This is a genomic window from Salinicola endophyticus (genome assembly GCF_040536835.1).
Taxonomy (GTDB): domain Bacteria; phylum Pseudomonadota; class Gammaproteobacteria; order Pseudomonadales; family Halomonadaceae; genus Salinicola; species Salinicola endophyticus_A.
This window is the reverse complement of sequence record NZ_CP159578.1, coordinates 2,738,370-2,754,483: the sequence shown is the minus strand read 5'-3', so window position 1 is coordinate 2,754,483 and position 16,114 is coordinate 2,738,370. Positions and strand designations below refer to the sequence as shown.

11 protein-coding genes are annotated in these 16,114 nt (G+C 66.1%); 5 read left to right on the top strand and 6 right to left on the bottom strand.

Annotated features, from left to right (window positions below):
* Window positions 1–120 precede the first annotated feature (120 nt).
* From ABV408_RS12365 to ABV408_RS12355, 3 genes are all read left to right on the top strand, one after another.
* Entirely contained in the window at window positions 121–4,953 is a 4,833-nt protein-coding gene (locus ABV408_RS12365) for an NAD-glutamate dehydrogenase (RefSeq protein WP_353979245.1), read from the top strand.
* 269 nt (window positions 4,954–5,222) lie between these two features.
* On the top strand, window positions 5,223–6,326 hold the full coding sequence (locus ABV408_RS12360; RefSeq protein WP_353979244.1) for a hypothetical protein: 1,104 nt from the start codon (window positions 5,223–5,225) through the stop codon (window positions 6,324–6,326).
* A 191-nt stretch (window positions 6,327–6,517) separates the two neighbouring features.
* A complete protein-coding gene (locus tag ABV408_RS12355) occupies window positions 6,518–7,549 on the top strand; it encodes a quinone-dependent dihydroorotate dehydrogenase (protein ID WP_353979243.1) in 1,032 nt (343 codons plus the stop codon).
* Between the two features lie 161 nt (window positions 7,550–7,710).
* On the opposite strand, the gene rmf is transcribed toward ABV408_RS12355, so the two are convergent.
* Window positions 7,711–7,920: a ribosome modulation factor gene (gene rmf / locus ABV408_RS12350; protein WP_035471369.1), complete on the bottom strand. Its 210-nt coding sequence runs from the start codon at window positions 7,918–7,920 to the stop codon at window positions 7,711–7,713.
* A 250-nt stretch (window positions 7,921–8,170) separates the two neighbouring features.
* Here rmf and rlmKL point away from each other — a divergent pair, with 250 nt between their 5' ends.
* Complete coding sequence (gene rlmKL / locus ABV408_RS12345) at window positions 8,171–10,387, top strand: bifunctional 23S rRNA (guanine(2069)-N(7))-methyltransferase RlmK/23S rRNA (guanine(2445)-N(2))-methyltransferase RlmL (RefSeq protein ID WP_353979242.1); 2,217 nt, start codon at window positions 8,171–8,173, stop codon at window positions 10,385–10,387.
* Between the two features lie 167 nt (window positions 10,388–10,554).
* Here the strand turns inward: rlmKL and ABV408_RS12340 are convergent, their stop codons facing one another.
* Entirely contained in the window at window positions 10,555–10,830 is a 276-nt protein-coding gene (locus ABV408_RS12340) for a hypothetical protein (protein ID WP_035471375.1), read from the bottom strand.
* Window positions 10,831–11,011: 181 nt separating this feature from the next.
* On the opposite strand from ABV408_RS12340, the gene pdxB reads away from it, so the two are divergent.
* Window positions 11,012–12,160: a 4-phosphoerythronate dehydrogenase PdxB gene (pdxB, locus tag ABV408_RS12335; RefSeq protein WP_353979241.1), complete on the top strand. Its 1,149-nt coding sequence runs from the start codon at window positions 11,012–11,014 to the stop codon at window positions 12,158–12,160.
* Between the two features lie 117 nt (window positions 12,161–12,277).
* Here the strand turns inward: pdxB and ABV408_RS12330 are convergent, their stop codons facing one another.
* From ABV408_RS12330 to ABV408_RS12315, 4 genes are all read right to left on the bottom strand, one after another.
* Window positions 12,278–13,024, bottom strand: a complete 747-nt coding sequence (locus ABV408_RS12330; protein WP_353979240.1) for a siderophore-interacting protein — start codon at window positions 13,022–13,024, stop codon at window positions 12,278–12,280.
* Window positions 13,025–13,036: 12 nt separating this feature from the next.
* Window positions 13,037–13,480, bottom strand: a complete 444-nt coding sequence (locus ABV408_RS12325) for a MarR family winged helix-turn-helix transcriptional regulator (protein ID WP_353979239.1) — start codon at window positions 13,478–13,480, stop codon at window positions 13,037–13,039.
* Between the two features lie 152 nt (window positions 13,481–13,632).
* Entirely contained in the window at window positions 13,633–14,535 is a 903-nt protein-coding gene (htpX, locus tag ABV408_RS12320) for a protease HtpX (protein ID WP_353979238.1), read from the bottom strand.
* A 196-nt stretch (window positions 14,536–14,731) separates the two neighbouring features.
* Window positions 14,732–15,958, bottom strand: a complete 1,227-nt coding sequence (locus tag ABV408_RS12315) for a pyridoxal phosphate-dependent aminotransferase (RefSeq protein WP_353979237.1) — start codon at window positions 15,956–15,958, stop codon at window positions 14,732–14,734.
* Window positions 15,959–16,114: the final 156 nt, after the last annotated feature.

The window sequence follows — 16,114 nt, the reverse complement described above, 5'->3', positions numbered from 1 at the left end:
TAAGCGACATGCGCCATAACGAAGCTTCAAGTGGATAGGGCGCCCTCGGGCGCTGGCGTAAGCTTCGCCCCACGTGAATGCGGCCGCCATATCGACGGCCGGTGCCAGCCGAGGTGATAGATGCAACACGTCGCGATCGAAGGAAAGACGGAGTTTCTGGAGCAGCTGCGGGAGAAGCTGGCGAAGCGACTTCCCGAGGAGAAGGTGAAGCGGATCACCGCCTTCGCCGAGGATCTCTACGCCACGGCGCCCTTCGAGGAGGCGGCCGACCGCCAGCTGGACGATGTCTACGGTGCCACGCTGGCGGCGTGGCACTTCATGCGCACCTTTGATCCCAGCGATGCCAAGGTCCGCATCTTCAACCCCAACTTCGAAGAGCACGGCTGGCAGTCGCCCCACACCGTGGTTGCGGTGCTGCACCCGGACATGCCGTTTCTGGTCGATTCGGTGCGCATGGAGCTCAATCGTCGCGGCCTGACCCTGCATGCGATCCACAACGCGGTGCTGGCGGTCGAGCGCGACGCTCGTCACCATGCGCTGAAGATCACTGGGCCGCGCGCCAAGGAGGCGCCGGAATCGCGCGAGTCGCTGATTCTGATCGAGATCGATCGCCATACCGATACGGCGACGCTGGATGACCTGGAGCAGAGCCTGCACGAGGTGCTGCGCGACGTGCGCACCGCGGTCACCGACTTCGAGCCGATGTGCGACAAGCTGCGCGAGGTGATCACCGAACTCGAGGCCCAGCGCCCGGCGGCGGTGAGCGCGGCGGACCAGAAGGAGACGGTCGCCTTCCTCAAGTGGCTGCTCGACGAGCACTTCACCTTTCTCGGCTTCGCCGAGAGCCGGCTCTCCGGCAGCGGCGCCAAGGCGCGCGAGACGCGGGTCGAAGGCAGCGAGCTGGGGGTGCTCAAGCTCGACCAGCCGCGCTACCAGGAGTCGGTACGCTTCGAGCTCGACGAGGAGCCGGGCCCCATGCCGGCGCTGCTGCGTTTCGCCAAGAGTTCACATCACGCGCGCGTGCACCGGCCGACCTACCCCGACCACATCGCCATCACCCGTCATGACAAGCAGGGCAAGGTGATCGGCGAGTGGCGCTTCTTCGGACTGTTCACCTCGCTGGTCTACAACGAATCACCGCGCTCGGTGCCGGTACTGCGGCGCAAGGTGCAGGCGGTGATCGACGCTGCCGGGGTCAATCCCAAGGGGCACAACGGCAAGCTGCTGCTGCAGATTCTCGAGGTGCACCCGCGCGACGATCTGTTCCAGAGCACCATCGAAGAGCTGAGCCAGACCGCTTTCGGCATTCTCAATATCCGCGAACGCCGCCGCGTGCGGCTGTTCATCCGTGAGGACCGCTGCGGCCAGTTCTACTCCTGCCTGGTGTTCGTCCCGCGCGATATCTTCTCCACCGATCTGCGTCTGCGCATCCAGAACCTGCTGTGCGAGGAGCTCGACGCCACCTTCGCCGACTTCAACCCCTATCTCTCGGAGTCGGTGCTGGCGCGTATCCAGTTCACCCTGCGCTTCAACGGCGACGAGCCGGTGGAGTTCGATCGCCGCGCGCTGGAGAAGAAGGTCATCTTCCTGGCGCGCAACTGGCGCGAGGATCTGCACGGCGCGCTGATCGAAAGCCTCGGGGAGGAGGAGGGCAACCGCCAGGCCCAGGTGTTCCGCGACGCCTTCCCCGGCAGCTACCGCGACGACTTCTCGGCGCGCACCGCGGCCAATGACATCCGCCACCTGAGCGCGCTCGACGACGGCGCGCCGATCGGTGTCAGCCTCTATCATCTGGCCGAGAACAGCGCCGATAGCGTCAATCTCAAGCTCTATCACGCCGACTCGCCGATTCCGCTCTCCGACATGTTGCCGGTGCTCGAGAATCTGGGCCTGCGAGTGATCAGCGAGCGCCCTTATCATATCGATACCGAGCACCAGACCTACTGGATTCATGACTTCACCTTCGAGTATCGCGGGGTCGACGAGGTCGATCTGCGCGCGATGCGCGACAACTTCATCGACGCCTTCTCGCGGATCTGGGTGGGGGATGCCGAGAATGATGCCTATAACCGGCTGATCATCGGCGCCGGCCTCGATTGGCGCCAGGTCGCTGTGCTGCGCGCCTACGCACGCTATCTCAAGCAGCTGCGTATCGGGCTGTCGCAGGATTACATCGCCAACACCCTGGCGGCGCATGCCGACATCACCCGCGGCCTGTCGCGGCTGTTCGAGCAGCGCTTCGCCCCGAACCTGGATGGCGACCGCGACACCCGCTGCCAGGGAGCGGTCGACGAGCTCAATGCGCTGCTCGACCAGGTCGCCAGCCTCAACGACGACCTGTTGCTGCGACGCTATGTCGATCTGATCCAGGCCACCGTGCGCACCAACTACTTCCAGCCGCGTGAAGACGGCAGCGCCAAGGCGTACATCTCGTTCAAGCTCGAGCCGAGCAAGGTGCCGGGCATGCCCAAGCCGCGGCCGATGTTCGAGGTGTTCGTCTACTCGCCGCGCATGGAAGGGGTACACCTGCGCGGTGGCAAGGTCGCCCGCGGTGGCCTGCGCTGGTCCGACCGCAACGAGGATTTCCGCACCGAGATCCTGGGCCTGATGAAGGCGCAGCAGGTCAAGAACTCGGTGATCGTGCCGGTCGGCGCCAAGGGTGGCTTCATCTGCAAGCGCATGCCCGAGAATGGTGACCGCGACGCCATCCAGGCCGAAGGCATCGAGTGCTACCGTCTGCTGATCCGCGGCCTGCTCGACATCACCGACAACCTCGATGGCACCGAGGTGGTGCCGCCGCAGGCGGTGGTGCGCCACGATCCCGACGACCCCTACCTGGTGGTCGCCGCCGACAAGGGCACCGCGACCTTCTCCGACTACGCCAACGCGATTTCGCTGGAGTATGACTTCTGGCTGCGCGACGCCTTCGCCTCCGGGGGCGCCCAGGGCTATGACCACAAGGGCATGGCGATCACCGCCCGCGGCGCCTGGGAGTCGGTCAAGCGCCACTTCCGCGAGATGGGCCTCAACACCCAGAAGGACGAGTTCAGCGTGCTCGGTATTGGCGACATGGCCGGTGACGTGTTCGGCAACGGCATGCTGCTCTCCGACAAGATTCGTCTGGTCGCTGCCTTCAACCACCGCCATATCTTCGTCGACCCGACGCCGGATGCGGCCAAGTCGTTCGCCGAACGCAAGCGTCTGTTCGAGACGCCGCGGTCGAGCTGGTCGGACTACGACGAGGGGCGGATCTCGGAAGGCGGCGGGGTCTTCTCGCGCGATGCCAAGTCGATTGCCATCTCGGCGCCGATGAAAAAGACCTTCGGCATTGAGGCCGACAAGCTGTCACCCAACGACCTGATCAACGCCATGCTCAAGTCGTCGGTGGATCTGATCTGGAACGGCGGCATCGGCACCTATGTCAAGGCGCATGACGAGAGCCATGCCGACGTCGGTGACAAGGCCAACGATGGCCTGCGCATCGATGGCCGTGAGCTCAACTGTCGCGTGGTCGGCGAGGGCGGCAACCTGGGCCTGACCCAGCGTGGGCGCATGGAAGCCGCGGCCAAGGGGATTCGGGTCAACACCGACTTCATCGACAACGCCGGCGGCGTCAACTGCTCCGACCATGAGGTCAACATCAAGATCCTGCTCGACGGGATCGTCCAGCGCGGTGACATGACCGAGAAGCAGCGCAACCAGCTGCTGGTGGAGATGACCGACGAGGTCGGTGAGCTGGTGGTGCGCGACAACTACCGCCAGACCCAGGCGCTGTCGCTCGCCGAGCTGCAGTCGCTGGAGGGGATGGGGCCGTATCGGCGCTTCATCAACGAACTCGAAGCGGCCGGCAGCCTCGACCGCGAGCTCGAGTTCCTGCCCAGTGACGAACAGCTCGGCGAGCGCAGCAACGCCGACGGCGGACTCACCCTGCCCGAACTGAGCGTGCTGATCTCCTACGCCAAGAGCACGCTGAAGAGCGACCTGATCGCCGCCGAGCTGCCCAACGACCCGCAGCTGCAGCAGCACGTGGCCAAGGCGTTCCCGACGACATTGACCGAGCGCTTCGCCGACGATCTCGCGCAGCATCGCCTGAAGCGCGAGATCGTCGCCACCCAGATCGCCAACGATCTGGTCGACCACATGGGCATCACCTTCGTGCGTCAGCTGCGCGACTCCACCGGCGCGTCCAGGGTCGAGATTGCCCAGGCCTATGTGATCGCCCGCGACAGCTTCGGCTTCAACCGCCTGTGGGAGCAGATCGAGGCGCTCGACTACCGGGTTGAGAGCCAGGTGCAGTACCGCATGATGCTCGATCTGATGCGCTTGATGCGACGTGCCACGCGCTGGTTCCTGCGCCACCGCGGCACGCTGAGTGTCAAGGAGTGCGTAGAGCAGTTCGCGCCCCAGCTGGCCCAGCTGCAGGAGGATATCGGCAACCGGCTCAAGGGCGACGAGCGCGAGGCTTGGGAGGGGCGCCGCGACGAGCTGGTCGAGGCCGGTGTACCCAAGGCCCAGGCGGCGGTGGTGGCCGCGGCATCGAGTCTGTATGCCGGGCTCGGCATCATTCAGGCGGCGCGCGTCAGTGGCGAGAAGCTCAAGCGCGTGGCCGAGGTCTACTACGCCATCGGCCACCAGCTGGAACTGCCGTGGATGACGCGCCAGATCAATGCCCTCGAGGTGCGTGACAGCTGGCAGATGCAGGCGCGGGAAACGTTCCGCGACGATCTCGACCGCCAGCAGCTGGCGCTGACGGTGAAGGTGCTGGGCATGAGCGATGCGCCGCGCGAGGTGGAGGCGCGGGTGACCCGCTGGCAGGACCAGCACGCGGCTCTGTTCGAGCGCTGGAATGCGCTGCTGGGCGAGATCAATGCCGGCACCCAGGTGAGCTTTGCACTGATTGCCGTGGCGATCCGCGAGCTGGTCGACCTTGCCGAGAGCGAGAGCGACGGCTAAGGTGGCTGCGGGCCGGCGCGCGCCAGTGCGCGTCGGCCCCGGCTTGAAAAAAGGTTTGAAAAAGCGGTTTGAAAAAGTGAGCTGAACGGTGCGCTGGTTGATCTCCCCGCCAGCCATCACGCATCGCCACGGGCGCTTGCCGGAGAGCCTTTTTAGGTATGGTTTGAAAAGTCGACGAGCGCAGTACTTTTCAGACCTGCCTAAGGTGTTCTGGCAAGCGCCTCTGTTATGCTGCAGCCATCCGCAGGCAGTCAACGCAGAGAGGCCCCATGAAGTATCGCGCGTTTTCCACCCTTATCGTGGCCGTCGGTGTCGCCACCGCCATGCCCGCCATGGCGCAGAGCGAGGCGCTCAAGCAAGCGCAGGCCGCGGCCGCCAAGGTCGATCTGACCAGCTTCTTCAAGTCCAGCTCCGATGCCCGCAGCCAGAGCTTCTTCTTCGGCGGTGTGCAGCAGCATCCGTTCACCGTCGACGAGGCCGGACGCTACCGCTTCACCAGTTCGACCCTGCCGGGCGAATCCCAGGACTACCGCATCAAGGCCACGCTGATCGACGCCAACGGCAATGTTCTGGCCAAGAGCAGCGGGCTCGGCAACACCGGCGGCCTGGAGATGGAGCAGCGCCTCGAACCGGGCAACTACACGCTGCAGGTCTCGGGACAGAAGTTCGGCAGTACCAAGACCGGCGGTAACAGCTTCAACATCCAGGTCGACGCGCTGGACGCCAGCGGCAAGGTGATCACCGCCGACCAGGGCGGCGTCGATAACGGCGGTGGCATCATGTTCGGTGGCCCCGGAAGCAGCGGCCGTACCACCGCCTTCGTCGACGACAAGGACGATGTGGCGACGCTCAGCGCGCCGGGGCGTGAAGCGGCCACTGCGGTTGCCGGTGGCGCGGCCGCGGGCACCAGCGAGGCCGCGCCCAAGGGCCCCGACTTCGGCACTGCCAATACCGGCTCGGCGGCCAAGCCGGCGACTGCCGCGCAACCAGCCAGCGCACCGACCGGCGCCTCCGCCCGCGAGCGCCAGCAGGCACCGCTGCCGAGCAGCTTCGACGAGATCGTCGCCGACATCAAGGTGCTGCAGGAGGGCGAGGTGCTCACCTTCGATGTCGCCCAGGCCGGCACGGTTTCCGTCACCAGCTCGACTTTCCCGGGCCATGAAGGCAGCTTCCGCCTTCAGGCCAAGGTGCTCGACGCCAATGGGCGCACGGTGGCCAGCGACGAGGGCTCTCTGGCCGATGGCAACTTCGATATCGAGACCGTGCTCCAGCCCGGCCGCTATCGGGTCTGGGTCAAGGGCCAGCGGTTCGGCTCGGCGATGAACTCGGTCAACAACTACACCCTGCGCGTACAGCAGCTCGACGCGCGCTGACCGGCAGTCGGGGGCGGGCCTCTCGCTCGCCCCAGGCCTCAAAACCCGGCTCCGTGCCGGGTTTCGGCGTGATGGGGCGGGACGGGCCACGTCTCCCGAGCGCCGAGCGTGCGCGGTTCGTCTCGCTACCCCCAGTTGGGATATACTCGCTCGCCGCTGTCGATCCTTTTTGCCACCGACGAGACCTCTCCATGTACCCCGTCGTTCGTTCTCTGCTGTTCCGGCTCGAGCCGGAGACCGCACATCGTGTCACGCTGACCGCTCTGGATGCGGCGCACCGGCTGCGCCTGTCGGGACTGCTCGGCGATGCCGAGAGCTCGGGTGAACCGGTGGAGGTGATGGGGCTTTCCTTCGCCAACCGCATCGGGTTGGCGGCAGGGCTGGACAAGAACGCCGAGCACCTGGATGCCCTGGGAGCGCTGGGATTCGGCTTCGTCGAGGTGGGCACCACCACGCCCAAGCCGCAGTCGGGCAACCCGCGCCCGCGGCTGTTCCGGCTGACCGGGACCCAGGCGATCATCAATCGCATGGGCTTCAACAACACCGGGGTCGACCAGCTGGTCGCCAACGTGCGCAAGAGCCGCTACCGCGGCATCATCGGCATCAATATCGGCAAGAACCTGACGACGCCGGTGGAGCGCGCGGTCGATGACTACCTGACCTGCCTGCGCAAGGTCCACGCCGCGGCGCACTACGTCACCGTCAATATCTCCTCACCCAACACGCCGGGGCTGCGCAATCTGCAGTTCGGCGAGCATCTCGACGGCCTGCTCGGGGCGCTCAAGGAGGAGGCGGTGCGGCTGGATGCGGAGCAGGGGCGCCACGTGCCGTTGGCGGTGAAGATCGCCCCGGACATGACCCACGAGGAGATCGCGCTGGTTGCGCGCACGCTCGCCGACAACGAGATCGATGCGGTGATCGCCACCAATACCACGGTGTCGCGCGAGAACGTGGCCGGCACGCCCCATGCCCACGAAGCGGGCGGGCTCTCCGGGGCGCCGCTGTTCGCCACCTCGACCGCTGTCGTACGCGAACTGCGCCGGCTGCTGCCGAACCTGCCGATCATCGGTGCCGGTGGCATCGACAGCGGGGTTCGGGCGAGCGAGAAGTGTCAGGCAGGAGCGGATCTGGTGCAGCTCTATACCGGCTTCATCTATCGCGGACCGGAGTTGATCGGCGAGTGTATCCGTGCAACCGGGAGCAGTGGCGCGGCCTCTGCCTGAATGTGGAAGGAGGCCTTGCCCTGGGAGGCAGAGGGATGCTGCCCCGGCGTAGGGCATACATTCGCTGGTCGCCACCCATCTGGCAGTGACAATAAAAAGGCCCGCGCGGTGCGGGCCTTGAGTGTGATGAGGCGATGCTCGTCAGCGGCATGTGCCGCGATTCAAGTCATCACCATGGGGTTTTTGTGGATGCCGGACACGCCGGTCATGCCATCCCACTGGTCCCCGCGACCTTCACGCCAACCGCTCATCCAGTTTTCGCGCAGGTTGATATCCTGGCTCGGGCATTCGTCGCGTGAGCGACCGGCAACCCCCGCCTTGTAGCCGTGCAGATATGCCCGCTGGTTGCGATCACGTTTCTGTCGTTTCATCGTATGGCCTCTTGTCGGAACAAGTGCATCACCTTTGGGAAAACACAGAGACTCCATGGCGTAAGGTTCGCCGAAAGAAGACTCCGCCCGCGAAAACGTCCGGACAGGCATACGCATGCGTTGTTTCGTAGCTACACCTCTAGCTTTAGCGGAAATGAGAAACGATGTCGATGAGCGTTTTGTCATAAGGCCAGATTGAAAATGCACTCACGGGAATATGACCGGGCCAAGACGGTTCGGTGACGCCACCATGAAAGACGATAAATCGCTGTTGAACCTTTATATCACCTGCCCTTGGGGCGTCGAGCCGCTACTCGCGGAAGAGGTCGCCGAGCTGGGGGCGGAGATACAAAAAACTACCGTCGCCGGGCTGCATGCGCGTGCCGATCTCGCCACCGCCTACCGCCTGTGCCTGTGGTCGCGCCTGGCCAACCGGGTGATCCTGACCCTGGGGCGCGAGAGCGACTGCGAGACGCCGGAGGCGATCGTCGCCGCGGTGAGCCAACTGCCCTGGGCCGAGAAGCTGCGCGACGGCCATACCCTGGCGGTGGATTTCCACGGTCAGTCGGCGGCGATCCGCCACACCCGCTTCGGCGCCCAGGTGATCAAGGATGGGGTCGTCGAGGCACTGGCGGCGGCCGGGCGGGCACGCCCGCAGGTCGATCTCGGCCAGCCCGACGTACGTATCTACGCCAATCTGCACAAGGGGCAGCTGCTGGTGGGTATCGATCTGGTCGGCGCCAGTCTGCACCAGCGCGGCTACCGGCGTGATGTCGGCCATGCCCCGCTCAAGGAGAACCTGGCCGCGGCACTGCTGGTGCGCGCTGGCTGGCCGGCCCGGGCCAAGCGCGGTGAGCCGCTGGTGGACCCGATGTGCGGTGCCGGCACGCTGCTGATCGAGGCGGCGATGATGGCCGCGGATATCGCCCCCCAGCTCACCCGCGAGCGCTTCGGCTTCCAGCGTCTGGCCGACTTCGATCCAGCCCAGTGGCAGACCCTGGCGCGCGAGGCCAAGGTGCGTGCCGATCTTGGCCGCCGGCGTGCGCGTTCAAGGCTGTGGGGCTTCGACCAGAGCCCGCAGGCGATCGCCGCGGCGCGCAGCAATGCCATGCGCGCGGGGATTCCGGCGCTGATCGAGCTGGCCGGCGCTGCGGTGAAGGGGCTGACACCGCCCGCCGAGGCCACCACGCCGGGGCTGGTGATCACCAACCCGCCCTACGGCGAGCGTCTCGGCGAGCTGCCGGAGCTGGTGGCGCTCTACGGCGATCTGGGACAGCGACTGAAGCAGCACTTCGGCGGCTGGCAGCTGGCGCTGTTCACCGGCAATCCGGATCTCGGCCATCGTCTGGGCCTGCGCGCGCACAAGCAGTACGCGTTCAAGAACGGGCCGCTCGACTGCAAGCTGCTGCTGGCCGATGTCGCGCTCCGCGCGGCCGATACCGGCGATGGCGATGCCGGCGATAGCGATAAGCCCGGCGCCGTGTCGACCGCGCAGACGCCCTCGCTCAGCGACGCGGCGCCGCTGAGCGAGGGCGCGCGGATGTTCGCCAACCGCCTGCAGAAGAACCGCAAGCGTCTGTCCAAGTGGCTCAAGCAGTCGGGGGAGCGCTGCTACCGGCTCTACGACGCCGACATGCCGGAGTATGCGCTGGCGATCGACGTCTATGGTCACCGCGTGCACGTGCAGGAGTATGCCGCCCCGCGTTCGGTCGATGCCGACAAGGCCAAGCGGCGGCTGCTCGATGCGCTGAGCGCGATCCCGGTGGCGCTCGACGTGCGCCCCGAGCAGATCCACTACAAGCAGCGCGAGCGGCAGAGCGGCAAGGCGCAGTACCGCAAGCAGGGTGACAGCGGCGAGCGCTTCGTGGTCGAGGAGGGGCCGGCCAAGCTATGGGTCAATCTCACCGACTATCTCGATACCGGTCTGTTCCTCGACCATCGCCCGGTGCGTCGGCTGCTGCGTGAGCGAGCCGCGGGCAAACGCTTTCTCAATCTGTTCTGTTATACCGGCACGGCGACGGTACACGCCGCCCTGGGCGGGGCCACCGATAGCCTGAGCGTGGATCTCTCGAATACCTATCTCGACTGGGCGCGGGACAACCTGGCCCTCAACCAGCTCGATCCCGGCCGCCACCGGGTGGTGCGCGACGACTGTCTACGCTGGCTCGAGACCGCCGGGGGCAGCTTCGATCTGATCTTCCTCGATCCACCCACCTTCTCCAATTCGAAGAAGATGGCCGGCACGCTGGATATCCAGCGCGATCACGTGCGTCTGGTCGAGCTGGCCATGGCGCGGCTGGCGCCTGGCGGTGAGTTGGTCTTCTCCAACAACCAGCAGCGCTTCAAGCTCGATCCGGCGCTGTCGACGCGCTTTGCGGTGACCGAGATCACCGCGCAGACCTTCGATCCGGACTTCAGTCGGCGTGCCAATCTGCACCACTGCTTCAGCATCCGTCATCGCCAGTGACGATGACGCAGCCCCTGGCGCCACTGCCGGGCGCCAGGGGCAAATGGTGCGGATGGGCTTTGCACGAGGGCGGGGCAGGGTATCGGTGGCGTCGGCGGTTCGGGCGCCTCGGGGAGTCGGCCGAGTCTGGAGCTCAGCCGAGCCTGTCATTCAGTCGAATCTGTCATTCAGTCGAGCAAAGACAGCTGAGCCATGGCGCGGCGCCCCTCGGGGCTGTCGTCGTCGGCTTCCAGCACCTTGCGCAGGCCACGCGCCAGCTGGATGTGCGCGAGATCGTCGAGCCACAGCATGGCCTGCTCGCGGCTCTCGGCCACGGCATGCTTGAGGCCGCCATACTGGGTGCCGATCTGGCCCCAGGCGCGGCTGAAGATCCAGTCACCGAACATGTCCTGATGCAGGTGCACCAGGACATAGTCGTGTTCACTCTCCCAACGAACGATCACGCGAACTCCTTTCGTGGTTGTGCGCCCCGGCTTGTCCCCGCCGGGTGGCCCGCCTAAGATGGCTGCGCCGGGCGGCGCGGCCGTGTCGCCCGGCTCGTATCGGGCTCATTGTAAAGCAAGCGCGGCAGAAATCGACGCGTACGGCGTAAGCCCGCCAGGCCGACAGGGAGAAGCGGTAGACATGCGAATTCTGGTGGACGAGAACGTACCTCTGGCCGAGGCCTTCTTCGGTGAGCTGGGTGAGGTGACGCGCCAGCCAGGGCGTGAGATGACCGCGGCCAGCGTGCGCGATCACGACGCCCTGGTGGTGCGCTCGATCACGCCGGTCAATGCGGCGCTGGTGGCGGGGTCGCGCCTCAAGTTCGTGGGTACCTGCACCATCGGTACCGACCATGTCGAGCTGGCGGCGCTGCGCGAGCACGGGATCGGCTTTGCCAACGCACCCGGCTGCAACGCCGAGGCGGTGGTCGACTACGTGCTCTCCAGCCTGTTGCTGCTGTGCGAGCGCGACGGCGAAGACCTGTTCACCAAGACCGTGGGTATCGTCGGCGCCGGCAACGTTGGCGGGCGCCTCGCCGCGCGCCTGGCGGCGCTGGGCATCGCCTATCTGGTCTGCGATCCGCCGCGCGCCGAAGCCGAGGGCGACGCGGGTTTCGTGGCTCTCGACGCGCTGATCGCACGCGCCGATGTCATCTGTCTGCACACGCCGCTGGTGGCAGCCGGAGCGCATGCCACCCGGCATCTGCTCGACCGGCAGCGAATCGAGGCGCTGGCGCCGGGGACCATGCTGCTCAACGCCGGGCGTGGCGACTGCCTCGACGGCGGCGCCTTGAACGAACGTCTGGCCCGCGATGCCGACCTGCGCTGCGTGCTCGACGTGTGGGAGCACGAGCCGGGTATCGACGAGACGCTCTACGCCCGGGTCGATCTCGCCACCCCGCATATCGCTGGCCATAGCGTCGACGGCAAGTTGCGCGGTACCGAGATGATCTATCAGGCGCTGTCGCGCCAGCTCGGGCTGCCCGCGCGGCAGAGCCTGGCTCGGCTGACCCCGGCGCCGTGGCTGCCACGGCTGGTGCTAGACGCCGGCACCCCACGTGACGATGCGCTGCGGCTGTGCGCCCGGGCCTGCTACGACCCGCGCCGCGACGCCATGGGGCTGGAGCGTTATCGCCGACGCCTGGGTATGGCCCAGGGCTTCGATGCCTACCGTCGCGACTATCCGGTACGCCGCGAGTTCCAGACCCTCGAGGTGGCGCTCACCGCGGCGGCCCCCGAGCTCGAAGCGGTCCTGCGCGGTTTCGGCTTCGGTGTCGCCACGCCGGAGTGAAAGCGACTCGTGGCCCTGTGCCATGTCTGATCAAGAGCCACGCCTGATCAAGAGCCACTTCTGATTGAGAGCGCCTTTCACAACCGCAAGGCGACGTGGGCTTATCCGGCGGCGGGGTCAGGCGCCTTCGCGCTCGGCATCCTCGCGCTTGCTGAGGCGATGCCCGTCTTCGCTGGCGCCATACTTCCAGTAGCTCGAGAGATACATCTCGCGCTTGTCGACGCCGCGCTCGTCGATCAGGTGGCGGCGTAGGCGGCGCATCGCCGAGAACTCGCAGGCGATCCAGATGCCCGCCTTGCCCGGCCGCCAGGGCAGCTCGCGCACCGCCTCGAGCAGCCCTTCGCTATCGCTGCCCGGATGCGCCTGAATGTGCCAGCTGAGGCGCATGCCGGGCGGTGCCGCCAGCGGCTGGATATCGGCTTCGCTGATCACCTCGAGAATCACCTCTCCCACCGCCTGCGGCGGCAGCCGTTCGAGATTGGCTGCGATCGCCGGCAGAGCGGTCATGTCGCCCACCAGTAGATACCAGTCGGCGTCCTCTGCCACCCGCTTGACCGGTCCGGGGCCGGCGACCTCGATGACATCCCCCGGGCGGGCGTTGCGCGCCCAGCTGGCAGCTGGCCCGCCGTCGGCGTGGAGCACGAAGTCGACGTCGATGGCGTCCTCACGCTGTCGGCGCACGCTGTAGGTGCGCATCCGGGGAGGCGTGTCGTTCTCCCCGGGCAGCACCAGCTTGATATAGGCGCTGGCCTGGTCGGCGGGGAAGGTGCGCATCGCCTCGCCGCCGAGGGTGAGGCGCAGCATATGGGGTGTCAGTGGCTGCCGGGCGAGCACGGTGAAGGCGCGCGGTGGAGTCTTGGGCATGCGGGGCTCCTGTCAGTCAGAGGGGGGAATGGGGCGCTCGAGGTTGTCGATCAGGCGCTGCGCCAGCGTCTCGAAGGCGGTGAGCTCGGCCTCGCTCAAGCCCTTGGCGAGGCGCGTATGGGCGCGCTGTTCACAGGCATCGACCCGCGCCAGCATGGCCCGACCGGCGTCGCTGAGCGTCAGTTGCTGGCGCCGGCCGTCATCCGGCGCCGGGCGTCGGCACACCAGCTCGCGTCTGTCGAGATCGCTCAGCAGGCGCGCGAGCTGGGCCTTGTCCCACCGCAGCCTCGGAGCGATCGCGCTGGCGCTGCAAGGCGACAGGTTGCGGATCGCCTTGAGCGTGCGGATCTGCGCGACGCCGAGCCCGAGCCGCTCGTCGTCGTAGGCGCGGCGCAGCGCGCGCTTGTAGGCGTGCAGCAGGCGGTGGAGGGTGTCTCCGGCGAGTGCTTGAGGCATCGAGACTTCGGCCAGTTGGTTGATAAAGTCAACCAATTGAGCGCCTGTCTGATAGAAATGTCAATCGTTATCATCTTGGTGGGGAGTCAAAAAAAACGCCCCGCCGAGGGGCGGGGCGTCATGTGCTCGAACGCGAAGAGACGAGACGGCGCTCAATCGCGATAGGCGGACTCTTTCAGCGCGCGGATACGGTCGTCCAGCGGCGGGTGGCTGGCGAACAGCTTCTCCATCAGCTTGCGCGTCTGGCCGGTGGTGATGGCGAAGGCGGTCAACGAATCCGGCATCTGATCCGGTTGCTGGGTCTCCGCCTTGAGCCGGGAGAGCGCATTGATCATGGCCCCGGCGCCGGCGTACTTGGCCCCGGCGGCATCGGCCCGATACTCGCGGAAGCGCGAGAACCAGGCGACGATGACCGACGCTACCAGGCCGAACACGATCTCGGCGACGATGACGACGACAAAATAACCCATGAAGCCGAGGCCGCCGCCGTTGTCACGGCCGCGCAGGAAGCTGTCGACCACCTGGGCCACCACGCGGGCGAAGAACATCACGAAGGTATTGAGCACCCCCTGGATCAGCGCCAGGGTGACCATGTCACCATTGGCCACGTGGCCGATCTCATGGGCCAGGACCGCGCGCACCTCTTCCGGGCGCATGCGTTCGAGCAGCCCCTGGGAGACCGCTACCAGGGCGTCGTTCTTGTTCCAGCCGGTGGCGAAGGCGTTGGATTGCTGGGCCGGGAAGATCGCCACTTCCGGCATCTGGATGTTGGCCTGCTGGGAGAGCTCGCGCACGGTGTCGAGTAGCCACTGCTCGGTCGAGTTGCGCGGCTGGTCGATCACCTTGGCCTTGGTGCTCATCTTCGCCATCCATTTGGAGATGAACAGCGACACCAGCGAGCCGGCCATGCCGAAGACGAAGCAGAAGATCAGCAGGCTGTTCATGTTCAGCCCGTTGGCATTCAGATAGGGCTCGACGCCCAGCACGCGCAGCGTGATGCTGGCGACGAGAACCACCGCCAGGTTGGTTGCCAGGAACAGGATGATTCGCATCATCGGTTTCTACCCTCAGTCGTGGAAAACCTGCGTTGTCGATGGCCGGATGGCCCTCGGCGATTGTTTAGCCTGTTATGCGTTATCACCGGCTAATCAGATGGTTATGGCCTGTTAGATACGACGTTAGGCGATAGGTTTCAAGAGGGGAAGGGCGCGCGTCGCGTGCGCGGCGGTGGCCCGAGGCCACCGCCACAGGTCACTGGCGGTAGCGTGAGAGGAAGCGGCCGAAGCGGTCGATCGCGTCACTCAGCTGGTCCGCCCAGGGCAGGGTGACGATGCGCACGTGGTCGGGTTGGTGCCAGTTGAAGGCCGTGCCCTGCACCAGCAGGATGCGCTCCTGCAGCAGCAGATCGAGCACCATCTGGGCATCGTCGTGGATCGGGTAGATCTCCGGGTCGAGCCGGGGGAAGGCGTAGAGCGCCCCCTTGGGCTTGACGCAGGAGACGCCGGGAATGGCGTTGAGCTTGTCGAACACCACGTCGCGCTGAGCCAGCAGGCGCCCGCCGGGCAGAATCAGGTCGTTGATCGATTGATAGCCGCCGAGGCCGGTCTGAATCGCATGCTGGGCCGGCACGTTGGCGCACAGCCGCATCGACGCCAGCATGTTGAGCCCCTGGATGAAATCCTCGGCGTTCTGCTTGCCCAACCCCCCGGAGAGAATCATCCAGCCGGAGCGGAAACCGGCGCAGCGGTAGCTCTTGGAGAGCCCGTTCATGGTCACCACCAGCTGGTCGTCTTCGGCCAGGGCCCCGGTGGAGACGTGCTCGACGCCGTCATACAGAATCTTGTCGTAGATCTCGTCGGAGAACACCACCAGCCCGTGCTGGCGGGCCACGCTGAGGATCTCCTTGACCACCGCCGGCGGATAGACCGCGCCGGTGGGATTGTTGGGGTTGATCAGTACGATCGCGCGGGTGCGGGCGGTGATCTTGTCGCGGATATCGGCGATATCCGGCGCCCAGTCGTTGGCCTCGTCGCACAGATAGTGCACCGGATGGCCGCCGGAGAGATTGGCAGCGGCGGTCCACAGTGGATAGTCCGGTGCTGGGATCAGCACTTCGTCGCCGTCGTTGAGCAGCGCCTGCATCGCCATCACGATCAGCTCGGAGACGCCGTTGCCGATGAAGATGTCCTCGATGCCGACCTGCGGAATGCCCTTGCGCTGGCACTCCTGCATGATCGCCTTGCGCGCCGAGTAGAGCCCCTTGGAGTCGCAGTAGCCCTGAGCCGTCGGCAGGTTGCGCATAACGTCCTGCAGGATCTCCTCGGGCGCTTCGAAGCCGAAGGGTGCAGGGTTGCCGATGTTCAGCTTGAGAATGCGATGGCCTTCGTCCTCGAGGCGCTTGGCGTGTTCGAGGACCGGCCCGCGGATGTCGTAACAGACGTTGTCGAGCTTGTGCGATTTCCGAATGGGGCTGGTCATGGGGTTTCCGTATGCTGCACAACCGAAGAGATCAGGCGGCGTCTGGGGCGCCGCAAGCGGGTGGCGGGCTGCATCGCCGACGCCCAGCATAACGCCGCGCGGACGCGGCGCAAGGGGCAGAAGCACGAGGTTGTCGGGGCGATCTGTCATGCTCGC